This window comes from Mesorhizobium sp. IMUNJ 23232 (genome assembly GCF_044326205.1).
In the GTDB taxonomy this organism is placed as follows: Bacteria; Pseudomonadota; Alphaproteobacteria; order Rhizobiales; family Rhizobiaceae; genus Kumtagia.
On the sequence record NZ_JBIRCY010000015.1, the window covers coordinates 39,252 to 66,238 of the forward strand.

Sequence of the window (26,987 nt, forward strand, 5' to 3'; positions counted from 1 at the left end):
AGCGCTGTTCCACCTGCATCCGGGCATTTCAACAGGGCAGGCGCATCCTATGGCTGAGCAGAAAATCTTCGCAGGCCCGCGCATCCGCCGTATCCGCAATGCCAAGGGGCTGACCCAGACGGCGATGGCCGAGGGGTTGGGCATCTCGCCCTCCTATCTCAACCTGATCGAGCGCAACCAGCGGCCGCTGACTGTCCAGCTCATCTTGAAACTTGCTTCCATCTACAAGGTCGACCCGGAGGAACTGCAGGGCGAGGCGCGGGGTTCGATCGCCGGCCTGCGCGAGGTTTTTGCCGACCCGCTGCTTGCCGCCGAACTGCCCGGCGAACAGGAACTGGTCGAGATGGCCGAAGCCGCGCCGAACATGTCGGCCGGTGTGATAAAGCTGTACCGTGCGTATCGCGAGCAGGCGGCCCGGTTGTCCGACCTCAACGACCTCATGGCCCATGAGGGCAGGGCGGGCGCGATCTCCGGCGCGCGCATGCCGCTCGACGAAGTGCGTGACGTTCTGGAACGCCAGCCGAACCATTTTTCCGGCATCGAGGCCGAGGCGGAAGCGTTCACCGCGCTGCTCGATCCAGGCGAAGATCTGGCGGGCGCGCTGAAAGCCTGGCTGAAGCGGGAACATGGCATCGTCGTGCGTGTGCTGCCGGCCGCGGTGATGCCCAACTGGCGCCGCCGCTACGATCGTCACTCGCAGCGGCTGTTCATCTCCGAGCGGCTGTCGCCTTTCGACCAGTTGCGCGAGATCGCCGTCGAGGCTTGCCTGTTGCGCATGTCGGTCGCCATCGCCGCGGAGATTCAGGCGCTAAAACTGTCGTCCGACGAGGCGCGGCGGCTGGCGCGCTTCGAGCTTGGGCGCTACGCCGCGCACGCGCTGATGATGCCTTACGCGGTGTTCCAAACGGCCGCCGTCCGTGCCCGCTACGACATCGATGTCCTGCGCTCGCGCTTTTCCGTCTCGTTCGAGCAGGCGGCCAACCGGCTGACAACCTTGCAGCGCCAGAACGCCACCGGCGTGCCGTTCTTCCTTATGGAGATCGATCACGCCGGCAACCGTTTTCGCAGGGCGGGCGCGCAGGGTTTTCCGCATGGCCGTTTCGGCGGCGGCTGCCCGAAACTGCCGGTCCACGTGGCGTTCGCCCAGCCGGGCCAGATCCTGGTCGAAGCCGTCGAGATGCCGGACGGCGCAGAGTTCCTAACCGTCGCTCGCACGCTGGAAGGGCCGCAGGGCGGTTTCGGCGAACGCCCGCGCCGCACCGCGATGCTCATCGGCTGCGACATCGGCTTTCGCGACGAGATCGTCTATGGCGCGGCGCTTCCCGCTGGCGCGCTCGGCTCCGGCGCGACATCAGGTAAACCCGGTCAGAATGCCGCCACGCCGATCGGTCCCGCCTGCCGACTCTGCGAGCGCACGGGCTGCCTGTCGCGTGCCGAGCCGCCGATCACAAGGCCACTCGGCCTGGATGAGATGGTGACCGGCTTAAGCGCATTCGATTACCGGTGAACTCTCTGGGCAGCCAGACGGAAGTCGCGCCAGGCCTTTTGCGACGCGCGGCAAAAACCTTCTCGCGTCAGATTGCGCTGCCCATCGCCCGGCGAATGCGGTAGAATCCGTCGACTGTTCGCAGCGAACGGTTTCAGCCGGGGGGTACCATCATTATCACAGACCATTTCCACCCGGCGCGTCTCATCGGTCAGGCCTGAGTCATGTCTTCTATGGAAGCAAACGGCTCGTCGCCTGTACGCTGGGGGCTGGCCGCAAAACTGTTCGCGACCCTCCTGCTGCTTGGCGCGAGCGCGGTGCTTGTGACCGGCGTGCTTGGCTATTTCCGCGCCAAGGACGCCCTCGAAAAAGCCGTGTTCGATCAGCTCACCGCTGCTCGCCAGGCGAAGACGCGCCAGGTCGAAACCTACTTCCACACGATCCAGGCGGAACTGCGCCTGCTTGCCACCTCAAAGATGGTGGTCGAGGCGACACGTGAGTTCAAGCTCGCCGTCGACCAGCTCGATCGGAATGGCGCGCCACCCGTGCTGCGCCAGAAGGTGGGCGATTGGTACGCGGAGAATTTCATCCCGCAGATGACAGAGGTGCTGGGCAGGGAGCCGCCCCTTTCGGACTACCTTCCGGTTGGTGGCGCCCCTTACTATCTCCAGTATCATTACATCGTGAAAAACCCGAACCCGGCCGAGCGGCGGAAGCTGCTCGACGATGCCGGCGACGGAAGCGATTACACCAGGCTGCATGCCATCTATCATCCGCTGATGCGGGCCGCTGCCACGACAGTGGGTTTTTTCGATTTCATGATCGCCGATCCCAAATCGGGCCGCCTGGTCTACACGGTCCAGAAGGAAGTCGATTTTTCCACGTCCCTCCAGTTCGGTCCTTATCGCAGTTCCAATGTCGCCGCCGCCGTCGCCCGCTGCGCGGAGACGGCTGACCGGTCCGCCATATGCCTTGAAGATTTCGCGCCCTACGCACCGTCGGGCGGCGAGCCGATCGCCTTCATGGGAGCGCCGATCATCGATAACGGAGTCGTCATCGGCGTGTTGATCGCGCAATTGTCGAACGAGGAGATCGACAACGTGGTGACCGGTGGCCGCCATTGGCGGCAGGACGGTTTTGGCAACACGGGCGAGGCTTATCTTGTTGGGCCTGATCATATGGTGCGCTCGGCGCCGCGCGCTTTCTATGAAAATCCCGAGGGCTATTTCGCCGAGCTTAAGTCGGCCGGCACGTCGGGTGACGAGATCGATGACATCCGCCGCTACGGGACGCCGGTGCTGCATCAACGCATTGACACCAAGGCCACGCGGGCGGCGCTTGCGGGCGTCGAAGGCACGGGTGAGGTCGTCGGATACCGCGGTGCCCCGACACTCGCTTCGTGGGGGCCACTGGCGATTGACGGCGTCAAATGGGCCATTGTCGCCAAGATCGACAGTGCCGAGGCTTTTGCACCGATCGCACAACTCCGCCGGGATCTGCTGATCGTCGGCGGGTTGGCGCTGCTGATCGTGGCCGCCACCGCCGCCTGGCTTTCGCGCGCCCTGCTTGGGCCGCTGCGCGAACTTACGGCCGGAGTAAAGCGCTTCGCGGCCGGCGACTATGCGGCCAGCGTGCCGGTCCGCACGAAGGACGAGATTGGCCAGCTCTGTGCGGCCTTCAACGGTATGGTCGGTGAACTCAGCCGGCAGAATGTCGTCATCCAGAACAAGAATCGCGAGAACGAGCAACTGCTTCTCAACGTCCTGCCCGCACCGATCGCCAACCGGCTGCGCGGCGGTGAGCACGGGATCGCCGACGGCTTTGCCGAGGTCACCGTTGCCTTCGCCGACATTGTGGGCTTCACCCAGTTGTCGTCGGAAATGCCGCCCCAGGACGTCGTGAACCTGCTGAACGGCCTGTTCACGCGCTTCGACGTCGCCGCCCAGGATCTCGGAATCGAGAAGATCAAGACGGTGGGCGACGCCTATATGGCGGTGTGCGGCTTGCCGGAGCAGGTGTCTGACCACGCCGAGCGCATGGTGCGCATGGCCATCCGCATGGTCCACATCACCCGCGAACACGCCATGGAAAACAATGTCTCGATGAAGCTCCGGGTCGGCGTCAACAGCGGGCCGGTGGTGGCCGGCGTCATCGGCAAGAGCAAATACATTTACGATCTTTGGGGCGACACGGTGAACCTCGCGAGCCGCATGGAATCCGGCGGAATCCCCGATACCGTCCAGGTGACGCGCCCGGTCTACGAAAAGCTCAAGGATCATTTTGTCTTCGAGCCGCGCGGCGCCATCGAAGTCAAGGGCAAGGGCAAAGTGGACGCCTGGCTGCTGAGGTTGTAGAGCCGTGGCATCGCACCGGGCGGCTGGCCCGTGTCACGCAGAGACCTTGCGATCGGTCTTTCTTTCGCGATCACCCGCCGTCTCGGCGTGGATGAGGCTTAGCGCCGCTGACTATCGGTGAATTCGCTGTGAAGCACTGACATCCGCGCGATCGGCGATCCGCCGGACCGCCGCGAACGCGACTCCTGATACGGGACATCGCTTTGGTGCCAGCCACCACAGGTCAATTGATTGGCTTGCAGAAGATGCTCGATGGCGTTCCGTCGCTCCATGAAATTGTCACGCGGAGGTCCAATGTGCACCGTGTCGAAGATACGTGAAGAGGTCTTCAACAGATAGGGTTCGAGAGAGATTTTCGTATAGGGGTTGACGATGCCATCTCTTCTCCTGGTGTATTTTGTCAGGTGTGGGGAAAGAAAAACCAGGCGAAATTCGTTTTCGTCCGAAAGGCGCGGGTTCTTCAGAAAGCCGATCAATTTCGAGATAGGCATGTAAAGCCGTCTTTCGATCAACATATCAGCTTCGCTGCCGCTTTCCACCTCTGCGTCGGCAACGAACGGCAAGACCTTCTTGACTTTATCCAGTATTTTTTCTCCTTGCACCCGGTAATCGTAATATACTCTGCCGGAGAACGAGTCCTTCTCGTTGACAAGCTTCTTGAGGGCTTGAAGGTTGAAGCCGAGCGAATAGCCGTCGACCGGTGCATAGGTGCGCCATCCGCTCAATGTGTCGGGCACCAGACAGAACGAGACGACGAAAACGTTCATGGGAAAGCGCTCTAGCAAAAAGCGGCGAACCCACGCTTCGGCGCGAATCTTCTCCGAATCCGTAAATTCCGAACATTCACGGATCGAACTGATGATCATGCAGGAATAATAGAGGAATTCCTCACTCAGGCTATTGTAGCAAGGATTGGCTGCAATAAGGGATTTCTCATCGCATATGCCGAAGACTCCATCTTCATCGGTATAGTGGTTGCACTGGTTGGCGACGGGGAGGGCCGAGAAGTCAAAAGCTGTATTGCGATATTGCTCTATGAAATGATGGAACGGACCAAGGGCTCTGTCGACTTGAAGGGAAAGTTCCGAAGGGTTCATGATGGCTCGCTGAATGAACGATGCGGGTGCAGTGAAAACGGCGACGGGGATGCTTGGCGCCGAACTCTCGGGCTCCTGTTGAAATCAGGATGTCGGTCGCATGATCTGCCGTCAAGCCGGGCGGCGCCGACTGTCGAGGCAGGCCAACCGGCTGGCGGGTCGGCCGGCACCACTCTTGCGACGGGTTTTCCCGCCGATGACGGACATCAGCCATCTCAGCCCTGTTGCGGGGCCGAAGGTATCCTGCCCCGATCCAACTCCGCCTATGCCCCCACCGGCCGTTCCCCGGCAAACAGCGCGGCATGCGCGCTCACCAGCGCCACGACGCGGTCGATCACGGTGCGCACGTCGCGGCGATGGCGGTCTTCATTGTGCATGACGATCCACTGGCCCTCCCGCAACTCGTCGATCCGCTCGCCGGCGCGCTCCAGCAGTGGGTCGCGGTCGCCGGCGAAACACGGCAGCACGCCCTTGCCGACGCCGCCGCGGATCAGGTCGCGCAGCGTCGGCGGCGTGTTCGCCCAGGCGGCGAAGGTTGCGCCCTCCTGCGCGTTCACCCAGCGCGCCGAGCGCGTCGTCTCGTCGCCGGGCGCTATGGCGACCCAGTCCTCGCGGCCGGGGTTTTGGTGATTGCGGGCGCGGAACGGCGCCTGTGCCACCTCCACGGTGCGCCGCGCGGCGAGGTTGGGGCTGTCCGGCTGCTGGTTTCTTATGCCGATCTCGACCTCGCGATGCGCGATGTCCAGCTTGGCCTCGGTGGTCTTGAAGGCGATGCGGAACGGGTCGTCCGGCCTCCACAGTTTTGAAAAATTCTCGGCGAAGAAGTTCGCCGTCCAGGTGCCGGCCGAAATGCGCACCAGCGAGCGCTGGCCGTCGACCGCCAGCCAGTCGGCGATCGGCTTGGCGCCCGCCTCCATGGCGAGCGCCTTCGACAGCAGCGTCTTGCCATCCTTCGTCAGCGCGTAGCCCGACTGGCGCCGCATGAACAGCGGCCGGCCCACCGCCTCCTCCAGCGCAAGCATTCTGCGCCCGACGGTGGCCGGGCTGGAGCCGAGTTCAACGGCCGCCGCCGACAGGCCGCCGCCGCGCGCCACGGACAGGAAGATGCGCAGGTCGTTCCAGTCGAGGTTTTTCATAAATGAAAAATATCTGACGAATTCGGTCGGCTCAAGCCCGCTCTTGGCGCCCTACACTCCGGATACGAAAAGGAACCGGGAGCCCGTCATGGACCAGATGCTGGTATGGACTGTCGTCTACACGCAGGAGCTTCAAGGCAGACGGCGAAGGCGGAATTGGGAACAGCGCTATTACGGTGGCTTTGGCGGGGGACCGGGCGCTAGCCTGCCGCGCTCCGCGCTGCGCTTGGCCGCCAGCCTGTTTTCCGCGTCCCGGCCGCAATTGCCCCAACCGGATGCCATGCCTGGATCACGCCAGATTCCCGGCGATCCGCTAGGCGGGGCAATCGTCGGCGGACCGGCCGGCAACACTCTTGCGACGGGCTCTCCCGCCGATGACGGACATCAGCCATATCAGCCCTGCACCGGGGTCGACGGCATCCGGCCGCGAGGAGCGGGTCGGAATGCTGCTGGTTTTCCTGTCGGCCTTCGTCTGGAGCACCGGCGGCACCATCGCGCGTTTCCTCGAGGCCGATAATAGCTGGACCGTGGTGTTCTGGCGTTCGTTCTTCGCGGCCCTTTTCCTGCTCGCCTTCCTCGTATTTCGCGACGGTGCGCGTGGCGCCGTGGTGCAGTTCCGGGCGATGGGCCTGCCCGGCGTTCTTGTCGGGCTATGTTTCGCTTCCGCCTCGACCTGTTTCGTGCTTGCCATCGCCCATACGACCATCGCCAACGTCATGCTGATCAATGCCGGTGTGCCGCTGTTCGCGGCGCTGCTGGGCTGGCTGCTGTTCCGCGACACCGTGTCGAAGACCACCTGGTTGGCGATTGCCGCCGTGCTCGCCGGCGTCGCCATCATGGTTTCGGGCTCGTTCGACGGCCGCATCTCACCGGTCGGCGACATACTGGCGATGACGATCACCGTGTCCTTCGCGCTTGCCACTGTCATCACTAGACATTTTTCCGGCGTCAGGATGACCTCGGCCGTCTGCTTCGGCACGCTGGTCGCCGCAGCGGTCGCCTTCGGCATGTCCGGCCCGCTTGCCGTCTCATGGACCGATTTCGGCCTGCTTTTTGCGTTCGGCGCGCTCAATCTCGGCCTCGGCATGGCACTTTTCGCCAGCGGCGCGCGGCTGGTGCCGGCCTCGATGGCGGCGCTGCTTGGCACCTTCGAGACCATCGCCGGCCCGGTCTGGGTCTGGCTTGTGCACGGCGAGGTGCCCTCGATGCGCACGATCCTCGGCGGCGCGGTGGTCTTTGCCGCTCTTCTCGTGCATATCGGCATGCAGTTCCGCAGGCAGCCTCGCCCCGTTCGGCCCGGCGTGACCGGAATTCCCGCCCCCCATTGACAGGTTTACGGGCGAGGGCGCACCTTGGCCTTCATCGGCAACCAACAAGCAGGCGTGTCTTGCCAGTTACCGCAGCGGGCCACGCAGAGGGCCGTGCAGGTTTCACCAGAGAAGGCCGGTCGCACCCGTTGCGACGGCAAGGCGGATTTGAACGGCGGCAACCGATGCCGCGCGGCAGCCTCTACCCCGGATTGAAGCCTTGTCCTGTGCGGCCTTCCGCCGGTCGCGGTGGACTGTCTTCTGCTGCTTCGATTCGCGCTTGTCGCACTGCGGCAATGCCAATAGTCTTTCAAGAAAAGCCGGGCGATCCGAACCGATCGGCCGTCCGTCGGGAACACTGGAAAAGGAGAATATGATGATCCGTAGGGCACTCTTGCTGTCCGCCGCCACCGCCCTTCTGGCGGCCTTTGCCGGCGGCGCGGTCGCGCAGGAAAGGGTGGTGAACGTCTACAACTGGTCGGACTATATCGATAGTTCGATCATCGATGACTTCACCAAGGAAACCGGCATCAAGGTCGTCTACGACGTCTTCGATTCCAACGAGATCCTGGAAACCAAGCTGCTCGCCGGCGGCAGCGGCTATGATGTCGTGGTGCCGAGTGGCCATTTCCTCGCCCGCCAGATCCAGGCCGGCGTCTTCCAGAAGCTCGACAAGTCCAAGCTGCCGAACCTCTCCAACATGTGGGACGTAGTCTCCGAGCGCACCGCGGCCTACGACCCGGGCAACGAATACTCGATCAACTACATGTGGGGCACGACCGGCATCGGCTACAACGTCAACAAGGTGAAGGAAGCGCTGGGCATCGACAAGATCGATAGCTGGGACGTTGTCTTCAAGCCGGAGAATCTGGCCAAGCTGAAGGATTGCGGCGTCTACGTGCTCGACCAGGCGCAGGACATCATACCGGCGGCGCTGTTCTATCTCGGCCTTGATCCCAATTCGCGCGACAGCGGCGATCTGGCCAAGGCCGAGGAACTGATGCTGTCGATCCGCCCGTCGATCCGCAAATTCCACTCCTCCGAATACATTAACGCGCTGGCCAATGGCGACATCTGCCTGGCCGTCGGCTGGTCGGGCGACGTTTTCCAAGCCCGCGACCGCGCGGCCGAGGCCGATCAGGGCGTGGTGATCGACTATGTCGTGCCCAAGGAAGGCGCGGAAATGTGGTTTGATCAGATGGCGATCCCGGCCGACGCACAGCACGTCGCCGAAGCCCACGAGTTCCTGAACTACATCATGAAGCCGGAAGTCGCCGCCAAGGCCTCCAACTACATCTACTATGCCAACGGCAACAAGGCCTCCCAGCAGTTCATCGAGAAGGCCATCATCGAAGATCCGGCGATCTACCCGGACGAGGCGACGCTGAAGAAACTCTACACGGTGCAGCCCTACGATCCGAAGACCCAGCGTCTGGTCACCCGGTCCTGGACCAAGATCACCACCGGGCAGTAAAATCAAAAGTCCCGGCGGGCGCCCCCGCCGGGACTTTTCGTTGCGGGGACAAGGGACAGCATCATGAAATCGCTCGGCAGCATCCGCAGGGCATTTGCGCCGTGGAATGACCCGGCCGCCAAGCCGTACATCACGTTCGAGAACGTGACGAAGCGCTTCGGCGACTTCACCGCGGTCAACAATCTCTCGCTGTCGATTTTCGAGCGCGAGTTCTTCGCCCTGCTCGGCGCGTCCGGCTGCGGAAAGTCGACGCTGCTGAGAATGCTGGCCGGCTTCGACGAGCCGACTTCCGGCCGCATCCTGCTCGACGGGCAGGACCTGCGCGGCATCCCCCCCTACCGCCGGCCCGTCAACATGATGTTCCAGTCCTATGCGCTGTTCCCGCACATGACGGTCGAACAGAACATCGCCTTCGGTCTGAAGCAGGAGGGCATGCCGAAGCCCGACATCGAGCAGCGGGTCGCCGAGATGCTGAAGCTGGTCAAGCTGACGCAATTCGCCAAGCGCAAGCCGCACCAACTCTCCGGCGGCCAGCGCCAGCGCGTGGCGCTTGCCCGTTCGGTGGCCAAGCGGCCGAAAGTGCTGCTGCTCGACGAACCGCTCGGCGCGCTTGACAAGAAGCTGCGCGAGGAGACGCAGTTCGAGCTGATGGATCTCCAGCAGACGCTCGGCCTCACCTTCGTCATCGTCACACACGACCAGGAAGAGGCCATGACCATGGCCGACCGCATCGCCATTCTGGACAAGGGCGAGGTGATGCAGGTGGCGACGCCGGCGGAGGTCTATGAGGCGCCAGGGTCGCGCTACGTCGCGAGTTTCGTCGGCAACATCAACATGCTGGAAGGCCTAGTCGCCGAGCGGACTGATAACCGGGCAAGGATCACCGGTGCCAGCGGCGCCCAGATCGTGGTCGAGAACGCCGGCGACGCGGCCACCGGCAACACGGTGGCATTCGCGATCCGTCCGGAGAAGATCAAGGTGTCGTCGCGCCCGCCCGCCGAAGGCACGGCGAATGTCATGGAGGGCGAAATCTACGACCTCGCCTATCTCGGCGACATGACCGTCTACCACGTCAGGCTTTCCGATGGGCAGGTGCTGAAGGCCAGTGCGCTCAACAGCTCGCGCGTCACCGAGGATCCGTTGACCTGGAACGACCGCGCCTGGGTCTCCTTCGCGCCCGACGCCGGCGTCGTGCTGACGCGCTAGGAGGCGGAGATGGCGAATACGGCAGTCTCTTCCTCTCCCGCGATAGCGGAGGCTCAGGCCGCGCCGGCGGTTTCCAACTCGCTCCTGAACGCCATCACCAGCCGGCTCGTCATCATAGTCCCCTATCTCTGGCTGCTGTTCTTCTTCCTCGTCCCCTTCGCCATTGTCTTCAAGATCTCGCTGTCGCAGACGGCGATCGCCATGCCGCCCTACACGCCGGTGTTCGGCGTCGACAGTTTCATGGATGCCGTCAGGCAGTTGAACTTCGACAATTACGTCTGGCTGACCCAGGACGCGCTGTATTTCAACGCCTATGTGTCGAGCGTCGTCATCGCGGCGATCTCGACGTTCCTCGCCTTGCTCATCGCCTATCCCATCGCCTACGGCATGGCGCGGGCGCCCTCGACCATCCGCCCGACCTTGCTGATGCTGGTGATCCTGCCGTTCTGGACGAGTTTTCTGATCCGCGTCTATGCCTGGATCGGCATATTGAAGCCCGAGGGCCTGCTCAACCAGGTGCTGCTGGCGACGGGCATCATCGACACGCCGCTGGTCATATTGAACACCCACACCGCGATCTTCATCGGCATCGTCTATTCCTACCTGCCCTTCATGGTGCTGCCGCTCTATTCCTCGCTGGAGAAGATGGACTATTCGCTGATCGAAGCGGCGCAGGATCTCGGCTGCCCGCCGATCAGCGCGTTCTGGAAGATCACCTTCCCGCTGTCGCTTCCCGGCGTCGTCGCCGGCTGCATGCTGGTCTTCATCCCGGCGGTCGGCGAATTCGTCATTCCCGACCTGCTTGGCGGCTCGGAAACGCTGATGATCGGCAAGACCTTGTGGAACGAATTCAACGCCAACCGCGACTGGCCGGTCTCATCCGCCGTGGCGGTGATCCTGCTCCTGATCCTCATCGTGCCGATCATGATCTTCCAGAGCGCCCAGGCGCGCGCGCAGGAGCAGGGGCGATGAGCGGGAACTGGAGCCGTTTCAACATCGTCTCGATCGTGCTGGGGTTTGCCTTCCTCTATCTGCCGATCGTGCTGCTCGTCATCTTCTCCTTCAATGAGTCGAAGCTGGTCACCGTGTGGGGCGGCTTCTCGACCAAATGGTACGTGGCGATGTTCCACAACCAAGGCCTGATGGACGCCGCCTGGGTGACGATCCGCGTCGGCTTAATCTCGGCGACGGTGGCGACCGTGCTCGGCACGTTGGCTGCGCTCGCGCTGGTCCGCTACACGCGCTTCCGCGGCCGCCTGCTGTTTTCCGGCATGGTGTTCGCGCCGCTGGTCATGCCGGAAGTCATCACCGGCCTGTCGCTGCTGCTGCTGTTCGTGGCGATCGGTCTCGACCGTGGTTTCTTCACGGTCACGCTCGCCCACATCACCTTCACCATGTGTTTCGTGGCGGTGGTGGTGCAGTCGCGGTTGATGACCTTCGACCGCTCGCTCGAGGAAGCGGCGATGGATCTCGGCGCGCCCCCGGTAAAAACCTTCTTCCAGATCACTCTGCCCGTCATCCTGCCGGCGATTGTGTCGGGCTGGATGCTGGCCTTCACGCTCTCCATCGACGACCTCGTCATATCGAGCTTCACCTCCGGCCCGGGCGCCACCACGCTGCCGATGAAGATCTACAGCCAGGTCCGCCTTGGCGTCACGCCGGAGATCAACGCCGCCTGCACGCTGATGATCGCCGTGGTCGCGCTCGGCGTCGTCGCGGCTTCGGTCGCCAACAAGCGCCGCGAAGTGCAGCGGGCGCGCGACGAGCAGGCTGCGCAGCGCGGCTGACAAAACTCTGTTCAAACCCAAGGCGACGGTCTGCTTCGCGGTCCGCCGGCGGCGAGGCGACGATCCCGGACCGCACTGCCCGCGCTGAGTGGGGCTCCGGCGCATCTGTCACAATTCTGTCAGCTCCCGAACGATATGGTTAACCTTCGTCGGGGGGCTCACCTGACATCCGTGTGAACGAAATCATGCTTGCCTGAGGTAATCGGGCGAGCCGTTGATTTATTGGGGAAATATCATGCCGAGTTTCACAGTTGCTGCAGGTACAACCGTCACCACCCGGCAGACGCTGGTCGGCAACGAGACAGGTCTTATCTCGAAGGACATCAACGGCATCCTCGCGGCCGGCATCCTCCAGGTCGGCGGTGACAAGCAGACGATACGCTTCAACGGCCCGACTGATGGCGCCACGGTTACCAACGAAGGCGCTGTCGAGAACACCAATGCGGATGGAAGGGCCATCCGCTTCAACGCTGCGGTCGGCAACGACGTGACCGCGACCATCAACAACAAGGATGGCGCCGTCATCAAAGCGATCGGGGACGCCATCCAGGTCGAGGAAGGCACGGTCGACGATGGCGTCATCACCATCAACAATACCGGCTCGATCACCTCGACCGGTGGGCAATCGCTCGACTTCGGCAACACTGCCGGCAAATTTTCGGTCGAGATCAACAACACCGTTGCCGCCGATTCCAAACCGGGCGTCATCGCTTCGGTGAATGACTCGGCCATCAAGGTTGGTGCGAACGGCACCATCTTCAACCAGGGCACGATCGACGGCGGCACCGGCGCCGCCAACAGCGACGGCGTCGACGGCATTGATTTCCAGGATGGCGCTACCGGAACGGTCACCAATATGGACGACGCCGGCGGGTCGATCAGCGGCGACCGTCATGGCATCAACGCCGGGGAAGGCTCCACCATAACCGTCACCAACGGCACCGGTCCCGGACTGGGCGGCGGCATGATCACCGGCCGCAACGGTTCGGGTGTCGGCTCCGACGGCGATGCGACCGTTTTCAACTACGGCACGATCACCGGCAGCTTCACGGCCGGGCTGGATATCCATGGCTCTACACCGGGCCAGCCCGACGGCGGCGCGCCGGACGGGAAGGATGATGGCGACGGCGACGGCATCGACGTCGACGGCAAGGCCACCATCGAAAACTACGGCGTGATCCAGGGTACCGGCGCCGGTGGCACCGGCTCGGACGGTCGGGAGAACACTAGCGAGGGAATTGCCGCGGGTGGCGGCAGCATCCTCAACGACGTATCGGGTACGATCAAAGGACTCGGCCTCGGCATCCTGATCGACGACAGTTCGCGCGGCAATTCGAAGTACGTGACGACGATCGTCAATGACGGCATCATAGAAGGCGAAAACAAGACCGCCATCGAGATCATCAGCACTTTCGCCGACACCATCATCAACGCCGGCAGCATCGAAAGCGGCAACGGCATCGCCATCCTGTTCGGCAACGGCAACAACACGCTGTTCATCAAGGACGGTTCGGTCATCACGGGGGTGACCGACGGAGAGGGTGGTATCGATATTCTAGACTACGGCGCCTACAGCACCGGCGTGACCGCCGATCTTGGCGGCAGTTCCACCGGTCTGGATCTGCTGACGCATTTCGAGAATCTGTATGGGTCGGCCCAGGATGACGGCCTCACCGGCGACTTTGCGGCAAACATTTTGAACGGCCGTGGTGGAAACGACCAGATGGCCGGTCTCGGTGGCGATGATACCTTCATCGTCGACAGCGCAAGCGATGTGGTGACTGAGGCGGCGGGCGGCGGTACCGACCGGGTCGGATCGGGGGTCAGCTACGCGCTTGGTGCAGGCCAGGAAATCGAGCTTCTGACCACGACCAATGCCGCTGCGGTTCGCTCGATCGACCTTCGGGGAAATGAACTTGCCCAGACGATCATAGGCAACAACGGCAAGAATGTCCTGCATGATGGCGGCGTCGACGCTTTCGGCAAGAGTAGCGCCGACACACTGATCGGCGGTGACGCCAACGACACCTACGCCGTCTACAACGCCGCCGACGTGATTGTCGAAACCACGGGTCAAGGCAATTTCGACCGTGTTTCGGCGGGTATCAGCTATGTTCTCGGCAAGGGCGTCCAGATCGAATCGCTGACGACGACCAGCCTGCACGCAAGCTACGCGATCGATCTCACCGGCAACGACCTCGCCCAGCAGGTCATGGGTAACGACGGCAACAACCGCATCGACGGCAAGGGAGGCATCGATACGATCCTGACCGGCCTTGGCAGCGACACCGTCGTGTTCTCGACCGCTCTCGGCGCCGGCAATGTCGATACGGTCTCCGACTTCAACGTGCCTGCCGACACGGTCGAACTGGACGACGCCGTCTTCGCCGCCTTGGCGACGGGGACCCTGGCGGTCGTCGCTTTCCGTGCCAACGCCAGCGGGTTGGCCGAGGATGCCGACGACCGCATCATCTACGAAACCGATACCGGCAATCTGTTCTACGATGCGGACGGCGTCGGCGGCTCGGCGGGCGTTCATTTTGCGACCCTGACCGCCGGCCTTGCCCTCGACAACGCGGATTTCGTGATCGCGTGAGTTAAGCCCGCAAGGGCCATGCTTCCCCGTCTTGCGGGGAGGTGGGGGCCGGCAGGCCGAGGCAGCGGCCGCGCGATATCTCTTCGTTTATTCTCCCGCCTTCACTGGCGAAATGAACGGTGCGCTCCAGGAGCCTCCCACGAAGAACTTGGCTTCGTCGGGCGGTCCTGCGGCCGTCCCGGTAACCGGCTGGAGTTGGCCGACACCGCCCGTCAGCGCCAGGCTGCGGTCGGCATAGGACGCCAGGCCCGACAGCCAGAGCCTGCGTGAGCCAAACCGGGCTTCCGCTCTGTCGAGCGTCGTGACGCCATTCGTCATCGTCCCCTGGATGTCGATGCCGTCGACCACAAGGCTGCCTCCCGCCGTCTCGTCGAGTGCGAAGAAGCCGCCCTTCCTGCAGCGCTCAAGAAACGCCGCGAGATCGAGCCCGGACAGCGCTCCCGCGCCGAGGCGCGCCGAAAAACGGCCGTCGCCATTTTCCATGACCGATCTGATGTCCGTCCCGCGCCCCTTGATATCGAATGTCACCGACCCGCGCCCGGTCGGAGCCAGCCGGTTCATGCCAATCGCCGAACCGAAGGCCGCGCCGTCGATGCCCGTTGCCGAAAGTGTGACCCTCGTGACTGTCTGCTCCTGGTCGCGGTCGAAGCGGATGCCGCCCCGCAATGCGCCGTCCAATGCCGTCGCATCGAGGATCTCGAAAGAGGCGAACCGGTCCTGGATATCGACGGTCGCGGCCATGTCGGACATTTCCAGCCCGCCGGCGCTGGCATGCGCAGCCGAAAGCCTGAGGTCGAGCATCAGGGGATCGAGCCAATTGCTCCCGGGCGCGGCGCCTACGGCCGCTTTGGCCGGGATCAGCGGCGGCAAGGCGCTGAACAACCCGTCCAGTTGCAGCGTATCGAAGGCGAGCGATCCCGAAACCGTCGTCCGGCCGTCAGCGGAAACCAGCTCGGCTGCACCGTCGGCCGTGCTGCCGTTCATCTGCAACTGCGCGCCGTCGAGCTTTAGGCGGCGCGCATCGCCGGAGACGGTTCCCGACACCCGGACGGCCTGGAGTTTTTCCCATCCCGGCAGGCCGGCGCCCACCCATCCGGCAAGGCGACCGAAGGATGATGTGGAGGCTGTGATCTGGCCGTCTGCGAAGGGCGTGCCGGAGAGGTTGGCCGTGCCGCTGAAGGATGCGCCGCCAAGCGCCGAATCGAGGCTTATTTCGGCCGGGGCGGTGCCTCCTGCAAACAGCAGCATCGGTGCGGCGCTTTCCGCGTCTAGTTTGATCGTCTCGCCCTTCCAGACGCCTTGGGCGACGAGGCTGCCGGCACGGTCGAGCGTCGGCCAGTCGACTTTGCCCTCGATCGCCGTCACCAGCGGCGTGCTGTCGACGCCGCCGTCATCGAGCTGGATCGAGCCGTCCTCGATCCTGATACTGCCGAACGGACCGGCGGGCATGAGGGACTTCAGCGAGGCCGGGTCGGCCTGGCTGGCGACCACGGCGCGGGCTTCTTCGATGGCCGAACGGATACGCCCCTTGCCGGCCAGCGTCGCCCATATTCCCCGGTCGGCCTCGGCACCGATCCGCAGCACCGGCTTGACCAGGCGCGCCGAGGTGAAAACCGTATCGCCGCGCATGGCGGCCAGCGCCGACAGCTCGATATCGATGCGCTCAACCGTCCCGATCGAACGCTCGCCGCCCGGCCCGGCATCCGAGAACGAGACGTCCCTCAGCACCGCGCGCAATCTCGGCCAGATGTCGATCCGCGGAGAACCCTCGATCCTGACCGCATATCCGCTCCAGGCGCCGATCTCCTGCGCGATGCGGTCGCGGACGATCCGTGTCGAGGCGATGTAGGGGACGGTGATGACGAGGACGACAATGAGCACGGCCAGTATGGCCAGCGCCCACATACTCCTCCTCATCGACGTCACCGGCATGCGCCCTGTCCGATCGCACTGTTGCGGAAGTCCTGTCCGGGCTCCCGATCCGTGCCCGGTTTATCCGACCGTGACGGCATTTCAAGCCATTGTGGCCCAGCGATGGCGGCTGCGTGCCGAGGTCCTCTATCACTCCCGGACAATTCCAAAGGCAAACGGCCAGCCGCCTGAAAGCCTTGACTCCCCACGGACATATCTCGTGGTTCTTGCGCTTGTGCGGCGCAATATGCATAAGCGCTTGACCGCTGGGAGGGACGAGCATGGCCATCACGCAACCGCTCTGGAAGCCGGACGCCGACCGCGTGGCCAGTTCGCCGCTGACGGCATTCACCCGCCAGGTCGAGCGGATCGCGGGGCGCGCTTTCCCCCGTTTTGCCGATCTCCATCGCTGGTCGGTCGAGAACCGCGAAGAGTTCTGGAATCTGGTCTGGGACTATTGCGGCATTGTCGGCGACAAGGGCGGCCGCGTGCTGGTCGACGGCCATCGCATGCCTGGCGCGGCCTTTTTCCCCGACGCAAGGCTGAATTTTGCGGAAAACCTCCTGCGCAAGCGCGGCGACGACGACGCGCTGGTCTTCCGCGGCGAGGACAAGGCGGAGCAGCGCCTGTCCTGGGATGAATTGCACGCTCTCGTCTCGAAGCTGCAGCAGCTTTTCCTCTCGCTCGGCATAAAACCCGGCGACCGCATCGCGGCGATGATGCCGAACATGCCCGACACCGTCGCCTGCATGCTCGCCGCTACCTCGATCGGCGCGGTCTGGTCTTCCTGTTCTCCCGATTTCGGCGAGCAGGGCGTTCTCGACCGTTTCGGCCAGATCGAACCAAAAATCTTCATCGCGCCGGACGGCTACTGGTACAATGGCAAGGCGATCGATGTTTCCGCCAAGACGGCGGCGGTGGCGGCAAAACTGCCTGGCCTGAGGAAGGTCCTGATCGCCGACTATCTCGGCAATGCCGCAACCGCTGCCGCCGGCATTCCGGGCGCGTCCACAGTCGCCGCCGCGGTCGCCGGCATCGAGGCCAAACCGGTGACGTTCGTGCCGTTGCCCTTCGCCCACCCGCTCTACATCCTCTATTCTTCCGGCACGACCGGCGTTCCGAAATGCATCGTTCATTCGGCCGGCGGAACGCTGCTGCAGCACGTCAAGGAACACCGCCTTCATGCCGGCATCGGCGACGGCGACCGGGTGTTCTATTTCACCACCTGCGGCTGGATGATGTGGAACTGGCTGATCTCCGGCCTGGCCTCCGGCGCGACGCTGCTGCTCTATGACGGCTCGCCCTTCCATCCGGACGGCAACGTACTCTTCGACTTCGCCGACCAGGAGGCAATGACCTATTTCGGCACCTCCGCGAAATTCATCGATTCCGTGCGCAAGGCCGGCCTGCGCCCCATCGACACCCACGACCTTTCAACAGTGCGGACGGTTTCCTCCACAGGCTCGCCGCTGTCGCCGGAGGATTTTCAGTTCGTCTATGACGGCATCAAGAAGGACGTGCATCTGGCCTCGATCTCGGGAGGCACCGACATCGTGTCCTGCTTCGTGCTCGGCGTGCCGACCGAACCCGTCTGGGTCGGGGAAATCCAGGGGCCGGGCCTCGGCATGGCGGTCGACGTCTGGGACGACGACGGAAAGCATATCAGGCGCGAAAAGGGCGAACTTGTCTGCTCGAAGGCGTTTCCCTCCATGCCGGTCGCCTTCTGGAACGATCCGGACGGCAAGAAATACCACGCCGCCTATTTCGAGCGCTTCGACAACGTCTGGTGCCATGGCGATTTTGCCGAGTGGACGGAACATGACGGGCTGATCATCCACGGCCGCTCGGACGCCACCCTCAATCCCGGCGGCGTGCGCATCGGCACCGCCGAGATCTACAACCAGGTCGAGCATTTGCCGGAGATCGCCGAGGCGCTATGCGTCGGCCAGGATTTCGACGGCGACGTGCGAGTGGTCTTGTTCGTACGGCCCGCAGCCGGCGTCGTGCTGGACGAGGAACTTGAAAAGCGCATCCGTGCCAAAATCCGCACGGGCGCCAGCCCGCGCCATGTACCGGCCAGGATTGTCGCGGTCGCCGACATCCCGCGCACCAAGTCCGGCAAGATCACCGAACTCGCCGTACGCGAGGTGGTTCACGGCCGCCCGGTGAAAAACAAGGAGGCGCTGGCCAACCCGGAAGCGCTCGAATTGTTTCGCGATCTGCCGCAACTTCGCGACTGAGCGGCGCGTGATGGTAAACCATTTCTGAAGTCCGAATTTACCTCGTTTTCAGAGGTGGAACGTTTCCGTAAATTTTTTGGAGGCCTGGCAAGGTTCTGTTAACGAACGCGGGCGATAGTCAGTGCAACTTGAGGGAGAGATTCCTGTCCTCCATCCCTCGGAGGAAGCGCACTTGCTCAAGCCCCCGTTGTAGCAGCATCCCAAATCTCAGGCGTCCGTTAGGGCGCCTTTTTCTTGTGCCCGCCTGCCGGCGTGCCGCCATCGGATCGAAAGACGTTGGTGCTTATAGGGATGCTTCCTGGTCGCCAGCCAATGCCCTCGACAGAAGGATGACGGGAACCGTCGCGGTGGCGATGATCAGCAGCGCGGCAATGGCTCCATCCTCGACGACAGCACGCGAAGCGTTCTCGTAGACCAGTGTCGCCAGCGTGTTGAAGCCGAAAGGCCTGAGCAGGATCGTCGCCGAAAGCTCCTTGACCGTATCGACGAAAACCAGCACCAAAGCTGTCAGGATGGCCGGTTTGAGCAGCGGTGCGAGGATGAGCGCCGCACTTGCCAGAGGCGCCTTGCCGAGGCTGCGCGCCGCCTCGTCCAGACTCGTCGGCAGCTTTTCCAATCCGGAGCGCACCGCGCCTTCCGCCAGCGCCAGAAAGCGGATCGTACACGCAAGGATCACGGCCGCGGCCGATCCGGTCAACAGCAGCCCCGTCGAAAAGCCAAGATATTCCCGAGAGATCGCATCGATGCGGTTGTCGAACTGCGCCAGCGCATAGAGCAGGCCGAGGCCGAGAATGGTGCCTGGAAGCGCGTAGCCGACCGAGGCCACACGCACCACCAGCCGCATCGGACCTGACCGCGACACCCGCACCGCATAGATCAGGAAAAGCGCCAGCGAGACGGTCAGCAGTGCTGTCACGCCAGCGGTCAGCACGGTGTTGACGAAGGCTTTTCCGAGATCGGCATTGATCAGGTAATCCAGCCGCCGCGACGCATAGCGGCCGAACACCCACAGCGGCACGCCGAACCCGACAACGACCGGCGCGGCGACGGCCAGCACGGCGGCACCAGCCCGCAAGCCTGTGAGTCTTATCCGTGGTGGCCGAGCCCTGATCTGCGTCGCCCGCATATTGTGGAAGCGTTGCAGGCGCCGCGCGAACTGCTCGCAGGCGAGCAATGCCAGCACCAGCACCAGCATCAGCATCGCCAGTTGCGCGGCGCCCTCCAGGCTGCTGCGGTTGATCCAGGTCGTGTAGATCGCTGACGTCAACGTCCGCACCCCCAGATATTCGGCGACGCCGATGTCGTTGATCGTCTCCATCAAAACCAGCACGACGCCTGCCGCAATGGCCGGCCGCGCCACGGGAAGCAGCACCTTGAAGAAGACGCGGGACGGCCTTGCTCCCAGCGTGCGCGCCACGTCGCCGATATTGCGGCCCTGCATCAGGAAGACCACGCGGCTGGTCAGGTAGACGTAGGGGTAGAGCACCGAGGCCAGCACGAAGGCCGCGCCCGGCGTCGAGCGCAGGTCCGGAAACCAGTAGTCCTGGGGTGTCTGGAAACCGAAGACGGTGCGCAACGCCGACTGGGCAGGCCCGGTGAACAGGAAGAATTCGCCGAAGGCGTAGGCCGCGAGATAGGGCGGCACGGCCAGCGGCAGCACCAGCACCCACGAGAACTGCTTTCGCAGGGGGAAATCGAAGCCGACCACCAGCCATGCCGCCGTTACGCCGATGACCGCGGTGCCGGCCGAAACCATGGCTATCAGCGCCGCGGTGGTGATTGCAGCGGTCGGCAGTACGTTGGCTGCGAGATGCGGCCAGTCCTCCCCGGTGCCGGAAAGGGCGATGACCGTGAGCGTGACGATCGGCGTCAAGACGACCGCCGAAACCGCGAGCGCAGCCGCAAGCATCAGCGGATGGCGCTGTCGCCGCACCGGGAGCCGGTCCGCCACGCCATTCACGCCGGTTGTCGCCGCTGCGCCCATGATTCAGTTCGTCGGATAATCAAACATCAAAGGCCGGGCCGCTCGCGCGGCCCGGCCCTTGGCTGACAGGGTCGGCTATCAACTGCTCGGGCCGTCATCCAGGCCGACACGGTCGACCATTTCGGAGGCAGCCTTGCGGTTCTTGGCGATGTCGGCCAGCGGCAGCGTGTCGGCGTGCAGCGTTCCGAACGATTTGACGATCTCGGACGGCTCCAGACCGGGCTCGACCGGGTACTCAAAAGTCTGCTCGGCATAGACCTGCTGCGCCTTGTGGCTGGACAGGAACTGGATCAGCTTGACGCCGTTGTCGCGGTTCGGCGCGTTCTTGGCGAGCGCCGCGCCCGAAATGTTCACATGCGTGCCGCCGTTCTCGAAGGTCGGGAAGATGACGTTGATGGCGTTGCCCCAGTCCTTCTCCTCAGGGTCCTTCTCGTTGGTGCGCATCAGGCCGACATAATAGGTGTTGCCCAGCGCGATATCGCATTCGCCGGCGAAGATCGCCTTGGCCTGCGGGCGGTCGCCGCCATCCGGCTTGTGCGCCAGATTGGCCTTCAGGCCCTTCATCCATTCTTCGGTCTTCTCCGAGCCCCAATGCGCGATCGCCGCCGAGAACAGGGCGAGATTGTAGTCGTGCTGGCCTGAGCGGATGCAGATCTTACCCTTCCACTTGGGGTCGGCGAGGTCGGCATAGGTGATTGCCGTGTCCTTCACGCGGTCCTTGGAGGCGTAGACCACGCGGGCTCGCTTGGTCACGCCGAACCAGTGGCCTTCCGGGTCGCGATATTCGGCGGGCAGGTTGGCGTTGACGGTGGCGTCGTCCAGAGCCTGCGTCACGCCCTTGTCCTTGGCGTTGGTGAGGCGGGCGATGTCGACGGTGAGGATGACGTCGGCCGGCGAATTCTGGCCCTCGGCAAGAATGCGGTCCTCAAGGCCCTTGTCGAGGAACAAAACCTCGGTCTTGATGCCGGTCTCGGCCGTGAAGGCGTCGAGCACCGGCTTGATGATGTCGGGCTGGCGATAGGAGTAGATATTGACGGTGCCGTCGGCCAATGCCGAGCCGGCAAACAATGTTGCGAAGGCAAGCGCGGCGTAGCCGGCGACTGTCGACCGGGCATTTCCCTTGGTCATCGTTCTCTCCTGGTCAGCGAGGGGTTTTGGCCCCCAGGTCCGGATTGTCTTGTTTTCCTTTCGGAACGATACGACCTATCGGCGAAAATGCGCCTCGCCGTCAATACAAACGCTAACAATTTCAATAGTTTAGAAGAATTCTAAACTGGACGGAATCTCACAGCTTTTCAATAAGTTGAGCAAAAATATCCGGCTTTCCAACCTTTGCCGCGACAGATTGTCCGCCAGATCATCACGAAAATTTTAGGCCGTAGCGGCGGATCAGTTCGCCAGTACCCGCGTCGATGGGAACGTCACCTCCACCAGCGTGCCTTCGCCGGGCGTCGAGTTGATGGTGAACCGGGCGCGGTTGGCTTCCACCATCGCCTTGGTCAGCGGCAGGCCGAGACCGGTGCCGTCGCCGCGCGAGCGCTTCAGCGTGTTGATCTGCTTGAACGGTTTCAGCGCCTGCTCGATCTCCGCCTGGGTCATGCCTATGCCGGTGTCGCGCACCCGCATCACAACGTCGCCCGAAGGTTCGTAGGAGGTCGAGACGATGACCTGGCCGCCGGCCTGCGTGTAGCGCACGGCGTTGGAGAGCAGGTTGAGCGCGATCTGCCTGACGCTGCGGGCGTCGGCCACGATATCAGGCAGCCGCGAGGCGAAGCTGGAGCGGATGATCACCCGCTCGCGATTAGCCTGCGGCTGCATCATCGCCACCGTCTGGCCGAGCGTCTCGTTGAGCGACACGGCCTCATAGGCCATCTCCTGCTCGCCCGCCTCGATCTTCGAGATGTCGAGCAGGTCGTTGACCAGTTCGAGCACATGGTTTCCCGACCGGTTGATGTCGAGCAGATAATCGCGATAGCGGTCGTTTCCGATCGCGCCGAAACGCTCGTCGATCATCAGTTCGGAAAAACCGATGATGGCGTTGAGCGGCGTGCGGATCTCGTGGCTGATGCGCGCCAGAAAATCCGACTTCTGCGAGGAGGCGCGCTCCGCCACCGAGCGCGCCTGGGTCAATTCCTCTTCGGCGCGCTTCCACTGGGTGATGTCGCGCACCACCGCGCAATAACCGCTGTCGTTGGGCAGCTTGCCGATGGTCATGAACAGCGGGATGAAGCGGCCTTGCGCTTCGCGGCCGATCACTTCGCGCCCGTCATTGAGCACGCTGGCGACGCCATGATCCGAGAGGCCGTTGAGATAGTCGCGCGCCGCCCGCTGGCTTTCCATGGCGAACAGCGAGACGAAGGGCTTTCCGCTGACATCGTCCGTGTCGAAGCCGAACAGGGCTTCCGCCGGGCGGCTGATCGAGCGGATCATGCCGTCATGGGTGATCAGGATCACGCCGTCGGTCGCCGTGTCGATGATCGCTCGCATCTCCGAGACGCGAGCCTTCAGCGCCTCGACATCGGGCTGCTGGGGCAGGGGCGCTTCGTCGTCCGAAACATCGACCGCCTCGCCCGTGCGGCGCACCACCAGCATCAGCGCGTGGCCGCCGCTCCACGGCACCGAACGCAGCAGCGCCTCGATGGGGAATTCCATATCGTCGGCGGTCCGCATCCGGAGTGACCGTCCCGTCCCGTCTCTCGCGTCATCCTGGTAGGGATCGGAAAACAGCGCGCCAAGCCCGCCCACCTCACGAAGCGCGTCGAGCGAGCCATAGCCGGTCAGGTTCAGGAATTCGTCATTGGCGTAGTGCAGCACGTCGCCGGAATGGATCAGAAGCGGCACCGGCAGGCGCGAGAGGATCGCCGTGTCCTGGAATCGCTTGCCGCTGTCCGGTGATGAGGAAAAGGCCGACGGCATGAAGCCGCCGGTCTTGAGTTCGGCGATAGCCGCCCGTGCCGCGGCGACCGGCGAGACGATTGCAGGCGCCTCGACCGCATCTGAAACGTCGGATGTCGGCTCTGGTGTTTCGTGGCCGGCGACGATTTCGGCCGTTGATGCGGGCAGGTCCGGCGATTCGGCCTTGGCGTCGTCGATGGAAATCGTATCGGCGTCCGCTTCAGTCTCATCCGATACGTGCGAGGCCAATTGCGGCTGCGGCTCGCGGCCGGCTCCGGGTTCGACCGGCGATTGAGGGCGTTCGGGTTGTTCCGTACGATTGCTGTCGATGGAAACCGTATCCGCGTCGGCCTCACGCGCATTCGCTTCCTGCCATGCCGGTTCGGCTCCGTGCGACGGTTCATGGCCTGGAATGATCCCGGCCCCCGAAGCTGACAGATTCAGCGATCCAGTCTCGGTGTCGTGGATCGAAACCGTATCGGCGTCCGCATCATCCAGTACCTCGGATGCCAGTGCCGGTTGTGGCTCGCGGCTGGCTCCGGATTCGATCGGCGATTCGGGCTGTTCTGTCCGATCGCTGTCGATGGAAACCGTTTCGGCCTCGGCATGCGCTTCCTGCCATGTCGGTCCGGTCGCCGGTGACGGTTCCTGGTCGGCAACGGTCCCGGTTCCCGTTTCGGGTAGGTCGGACTGTTCAGCCCGGCTGCCATCAATGGAAATCGTATCGGCGTGCGTATGTCCTTCGTGCGCGGGGAGCTCCTGCCACGCCGGCTCGGCTACAGGCTGAAATCTGGACGCATCTGCCAGCGACGCGGGCGGTTCGCCAGCGTCCACGACAATCGTATCGGCTGCCGCCGCTTCGGGCTCTCGGGCCGCCTGCGTGGTTAGTTCCGGCGCCTGTCCGGCGCGGGCCGGATGCTCCGAAGTGGCGCCCGTACCGGCGGCACCCGCGTCCGGCGTCACGAGGTCGCCGGTCGGCTCACGCGCCGCGTCGGCGATCGTTTCGACAGCCGCCGTTTGATATGACTGCGGTTGGGTAGCAGCGCTGGCCTCCGCTGCTGTCGGATCGGCCGCGGCCCCGACGTCTGCTGCCGGCTCCATCGATATGGTTGCAGCCGATGAAGCGTGAGCTTCGCCACCGTTCACGGGCTCGACGGCAAGACTGTTTTCGACCTCGCCCGGCATCTGCTCTGCCGTGGTCGCCACGCTGTCATTCGCGGCGGTTCCCATCGCCGCGACAGCGGCTTCCGTGCCCGACTGACGCGCGCCATTGGCGTTGCCGGCTTCCGGCAGGTCTTCGATGCCGCCCGTTTTCCTCAGCCTTTCGCCGATCTCGCGAAACGCGCTGCGCTCGACATTGGACAATCCCTTTTCGGCGACCGGCGGCCGGTGTTCCGCCAGACGGATGATCTTGTCGCTCGAGCGCCGATCCAGCTTTGGCGCGATGCTCAACGCAGGCACTTCGCCCTGGAACGGATCGGCGCTCCGGGACTCGCTTGCCTTGGGCTCCACTGGTCGCTCGGCGGAATCGGCGGTCGGTTCTGCTTCCGGGGCGGGATCGGCCGGTGAAGCGGCCGAGCCGAGCGTCAATCCGACGGCGTCGAGGTCGACCACGCTGTCGGCCAGGCGCGCCACGCCAAAACCGCGAAAACCTTCAAAACTGCGGTCGCGCGAATAGATCGGCAGCGCGGCAAGATCGACCGGAACCTTGAGGTCCGTGCCGGCGATCGGCCAGAGTACCGAGCGTCCGGACCATGTGTCGCGGCGCTCCAGCAGGCCGGCGATCTCGCCCTGCGGGTCGAGCCTGAGCACGTTCGAGACCTCAGCGAAAGGTTTGCCGATGATGTCGTCCGCCCTCGCGCCAACCCCGGCGAGGAATTCCGGCGACACCGCGCTGAAGCGGCCCACGGCATCCGTCTTCCAGACGAAGCGGACCGGTGCGGCGCTGCGGTCGACGGCCACTGGCCGGGCAATCGGCGGTTTGGAGAGGGCGGCAAATCCTGATTCCTTGCCGACGGCTGCCGGCGCGGACTCTGCTTCTGCGTCCGCGGTGGCGCTGTCGTCAGGCTGCTCTGCAACGGCATGCCCTTCGAGCTTCGCGGTGGGTGTCTCGGCGGCAGGTATCTCGAAGGTTGGTTCCGACGCCCAATCCGCTGCAACAACTTCGTTCGCCGGCGGCGTCATGATCCCGGCAGCGGCCGCAGGCTCCACCGGCTGGGCCACGTCCTGCGGCCCCCAGACATCGTCGATGGAGGGAACGGGATGGTCGTTGGCGAGGTCGTCTGCTACGGCGCTCTCGACGACGGGGCGTTCTTCCACCGCATCGGCGTTCGCCGAAACCGGTTCCACGGGCACGGCTACGTTGTAACTGTCTGCATTGGTGGCCGGCTCGGCGGACACGGTCGCGCTGGCCGCATCCGGTTCCGAGGCGTTCGGCTGGCCAAGGTCGACCCGTACGCCCTTTGGCGCTGCCTCGGCCATATCGACGGCGACAGCTTGCTCGACGACGGGCGCGGCCTCGGCAATTGCGGCCTGACCTTCATCCGCCAATGTCGGAGCGTTACTGGTGTCGGCTGCTTGCTCCTCGTCGATCATGACGAGCAGATGCCGCGCCGGATTGTCGCGCAGCCGCGCAATCCCGGCCGGAAACCGAGACGAACCCGTGGAGATGATCTTCTTGACGAGGCGGTCTGCTTCGCCGGCCACGTCCGCGACCAGTCCCGCCAACACCTGTGTGGGAATCTCGCGTGCAAAAAAATTTGGCGACGCCGCCTCGACCGCGCCCCGGCCGTCGAGGAACGCCACCAGATGGCCGGGCTCGGTGAAGCCGCCGATGGCGCGCGCCGCGATTTCGGTTTCCGGCGCTCCCGCGAGGCCGGCGGGTACGGCCAGCATGATCGCTTTCTCGCCGTCGGGCAGGACAACCGCGCTCGCAGAAAACCCCATGGCCCGGCTGTCCAGCCCTTGCGCCAGCCGCACCGTGATGGCCCGGTCGCGGCCGATATTTGGAAAACCCTTCGTCGCCATGATCTGCCGCCGGGCGGCGAAGCCCAGCCCGCTTTCGGCGCCGACGATCCGCTCGATGTCGGCATGACCGAACAGCGCTGCGCCCGGCCCGTTGGCCCACACGACCTCGGCAAGGTCGGTCGACAGGATGACAATCGCGTCGCCCGCGGCGAATCGCTCGCGCACGCCGTCGAGGACGGCGACGTCGATAAACGAATAGGCGGCCGATGGCATGTTGGACCTTTGCCCTCCGCGACGCGGAATCCCCACGGTTAATGCATTGTTAATAAAAGTTGGGCGCTTCCGCGTCCACTGCGCCGCGATTGGAAGCCCGAATTTCTGGGCGTTTGGTTAATCGCGGAGATGTTCTCAACCGGAATTTCCGCTTCGTTAACAGGCAGTTATATTGCGTCGCAATATTTATGTTGCAATGCAGCATAAGCCGCGCTATATGCTGATCACACATGAACGAGACGGCACCTTCAGCCGTCCCCCGAAAAGGATGGAA

15 protein-coding genes are annotated in these 26,987 nt (G+C 63.8%); 9 read left to right on the forward strand and 6 right to left on the reverse strand.

Features of this window, described 5'->3' with window-relative positions; genetic code table 11:
• Positions 1-49: 49 nt before the first annotated feature.
• Complete coding sequence (locus ACH196_RS13365) at positions 50-1,507, forward strand: short-chain fatty acyl-CoA regulator family protein (protein WP_396647395.1); 1,458 nt, start codon at positions 50-52, stop codon at positions 1,505-1,507.
• A gap of 203 nt (positions 1,508-1,710) precedes the next feature.
• A complete protein-coding gene (locus ACH196_RS13370; protein ID WP_396647396.1) occupies positions 1,711-3,840 on the forward strand; it encodes an adenylate/guanylate cyclase domain-containing protein in 2,130 nt (709 codons plus the stop codon).
• Between the two features lie 98 nt (positions 3,841-3,938).
• Here ACH196_RS13370 and ACH196_RS13375 read toward each other — a convergent pair whose 3' ends face one another.
• On the reverse strand, positions 3,939-4,937 hold the full coding sequence (locus ACH196_RS13375; protein WP_396647397.1) for a DUF2971 domain-containing protein: 999 nt from the start codon (positions 4,935-4,937) through the stop codon (positions 3,939-3,941).
• A gap of 263 nt (positions 4,938-5,200) precedes the next feature.
• The gene (locus ACH196_RS13380) at positions 5,201-6,073 is read right to left on the reverse strand and encodes a LysR family transcriptional regulator (protein WP_396647398.1); all 873 of its coding nucleotides are present in this window, start codon (positions 6,071-6,073) and stop codon (positions 5,201-5,203) included.
• A 374-nt stretch (positions 6,074-6,447) separates the two neighbouring features.
• On the opposite strand from ACH196_RS13380, the gene ACH196_RS13385 reads away from it, so the two are divergent.
• The 6 genes from ACH196_RS13385 (at position 6,448) to ACH196_RS13410 (ending at position 14,443) form a co-directional block, all read left to right on the forward strand.
• Positions 6,448-7,401 carry a DMT family transporter gene (locus tag ACH196_RS13385; RefSeq protein WP_396647399.1) on the forward strand — a complete coding sequence of 318 codons (954 nt, stop codon included), beginning with the start codon at positions 6,448-6,450 and terminating at the stop codon, positions 7,399-7,401.
• A gap of 355 nt (positions 7,402-7,756) precedes the next feature.
• Positions 7,757-8,854, forward strand: coding sequence for a polyamine ABC transporter substrate-binding protein (locus tag ACH196_RS13390; RefSeq protein WP_396647400.1), 1,098 nt, complete (start codon positions 7,757-7,759; stop codon positions 8,852-8,854).
• 63 nt (positions 8,855-8,917) lie between these two features.
• On the forward strand, positions 8,918-10,060 hold the full coding sequence (locus ACH196_RS13395; RefSeq protein ID WP_396647401.1) for an ABC transporter ATP-binding protein: 1,143 nt from the start codon (positions 8,918-8,920) through the stop codon (positions 10,058-10,060).
• Between the two features lie 9 nt (positions 10,061-10,069).
• Positions 10,070-11,032, forward strand: a complete 963-nt coding sequence (locus tag ACH196_RS13400; protein ID WP_396647402.1) for an ABC transporter permease subunit — start codon at positions 10,070-10,072, stop codon at positions 11,030-11,032.
• Positions 11,029-11,847 carry an ABC transporter permease gene (locus ACH196_RS13405; RefSeq protein ID WP_396647403.1) on the forward strand — a complete coding sequence of 273 codons (819 nt, stop codon included), beginning with the start codon at positions 11,029-11,031 and terminating at the stop codon, positions 11,845-11,847. Before ACH196_RS13400 ends, ACH196_RS13405 begins: the two co-directional genes overlap by 4 nt.
• A gap of 235 nt (positions 11,848-12,082) precedes the next feature.
• Positions 12,083-14,443, forward strand: a complete 2,361-nt coding sequence (locus tag ACH196_RS13410; protein WP_396647404.1) for a beta strand repeat-containing protein — start codon at positions 12,083-12,085, stop codon at positions 14,441-14,443.
• An 87-nt stretch (positions 14,444-14,530) separates the two neighbouring features.
• On the opposite strand, the gene ACH196_RS13415 is transcribed toward ACH196_RS13410, so the two are convergent.
• The gene (locus tag ACH196_RS13415; protein ID WP_396647405.1) at positions 14,531-16,360 is read right to left on the reverse strand and encodes an AsmA-like C-terminal region-containing protein; all 1,830 of its coding nucleotides are present in this window, start codon (positions 16,358-16,360) and stop codon (positions 14,531-14,533) included.
• 275 nt (positions 16,361-16,635) lie between these two features.
• On the opposite strand from ACH196_RS13415, the gene ACH196_RS13420 reads away from it, so the two are divergent.
• On the forward strand, positions 16,636-18,594 hold the full coding sequence (locus tag ACH196_RS13420) for an acetoacetate--CoA ligase (RefSeq protein ID WP_396647406.1): 1,959 nt from the start codon (positions 16,636-16,638) through the stop codon (positions 18,592-18,594).
• Positions 18,595-18,877: 283 nt separating this feature from the next.
• Here ACH196_RS13420 and ACH196_RS13425 read toward each other — a convergent pair whose 3' ends face one another.
• The 3 genes from ACH196_RS13425 to ACH196_RS13435 all read right to left on the reverse strand — a co-directional run bounded on the left by ACH196_RS13425 (position 18,878) and on the right by ACH196_RS13435 (position 26,713).
• Positions 18,878-20,578: an ABC transporter permease gene (locus tag ACH196_RS13425; protein WP_396647407.1), complete on the reverse strand. Its 1,701-nt coding sequence runs from the start codon at positions 20,576-20,578 to the stop codon at positions 18,878-18,880.
• A 78-nt stretch (positions 20,579-20,656) separates the two neighbouring features.
• Positions 20,657-21,706, reverse strand: a complete 1,050-nt coding sequence (locus ACH196_RS13430) for a Fe(3+) ABC transporter substrate-binding protein (RefSeq protein ID WP_396647408.1) — start codon at positions 21,704-21,706, stop codon at positions 20,657-20,659.
• A gap of 261 nt (positions 21,707-21,967) precedes the next feature.
• Positions 21,968-26,713: an ATP-binding protein gene (locus tag ACH196_RS13435; RefSeq protein ID WP_396647409.1), complete on the reverse strand. Its 4,746-nt coding sequence runs from the start codon at positions 26,711-26,713 to the stop codon at positions 21,968-21,970.
• Positions 26,714-26,987 lie beyond the last annotated feature (274 nt).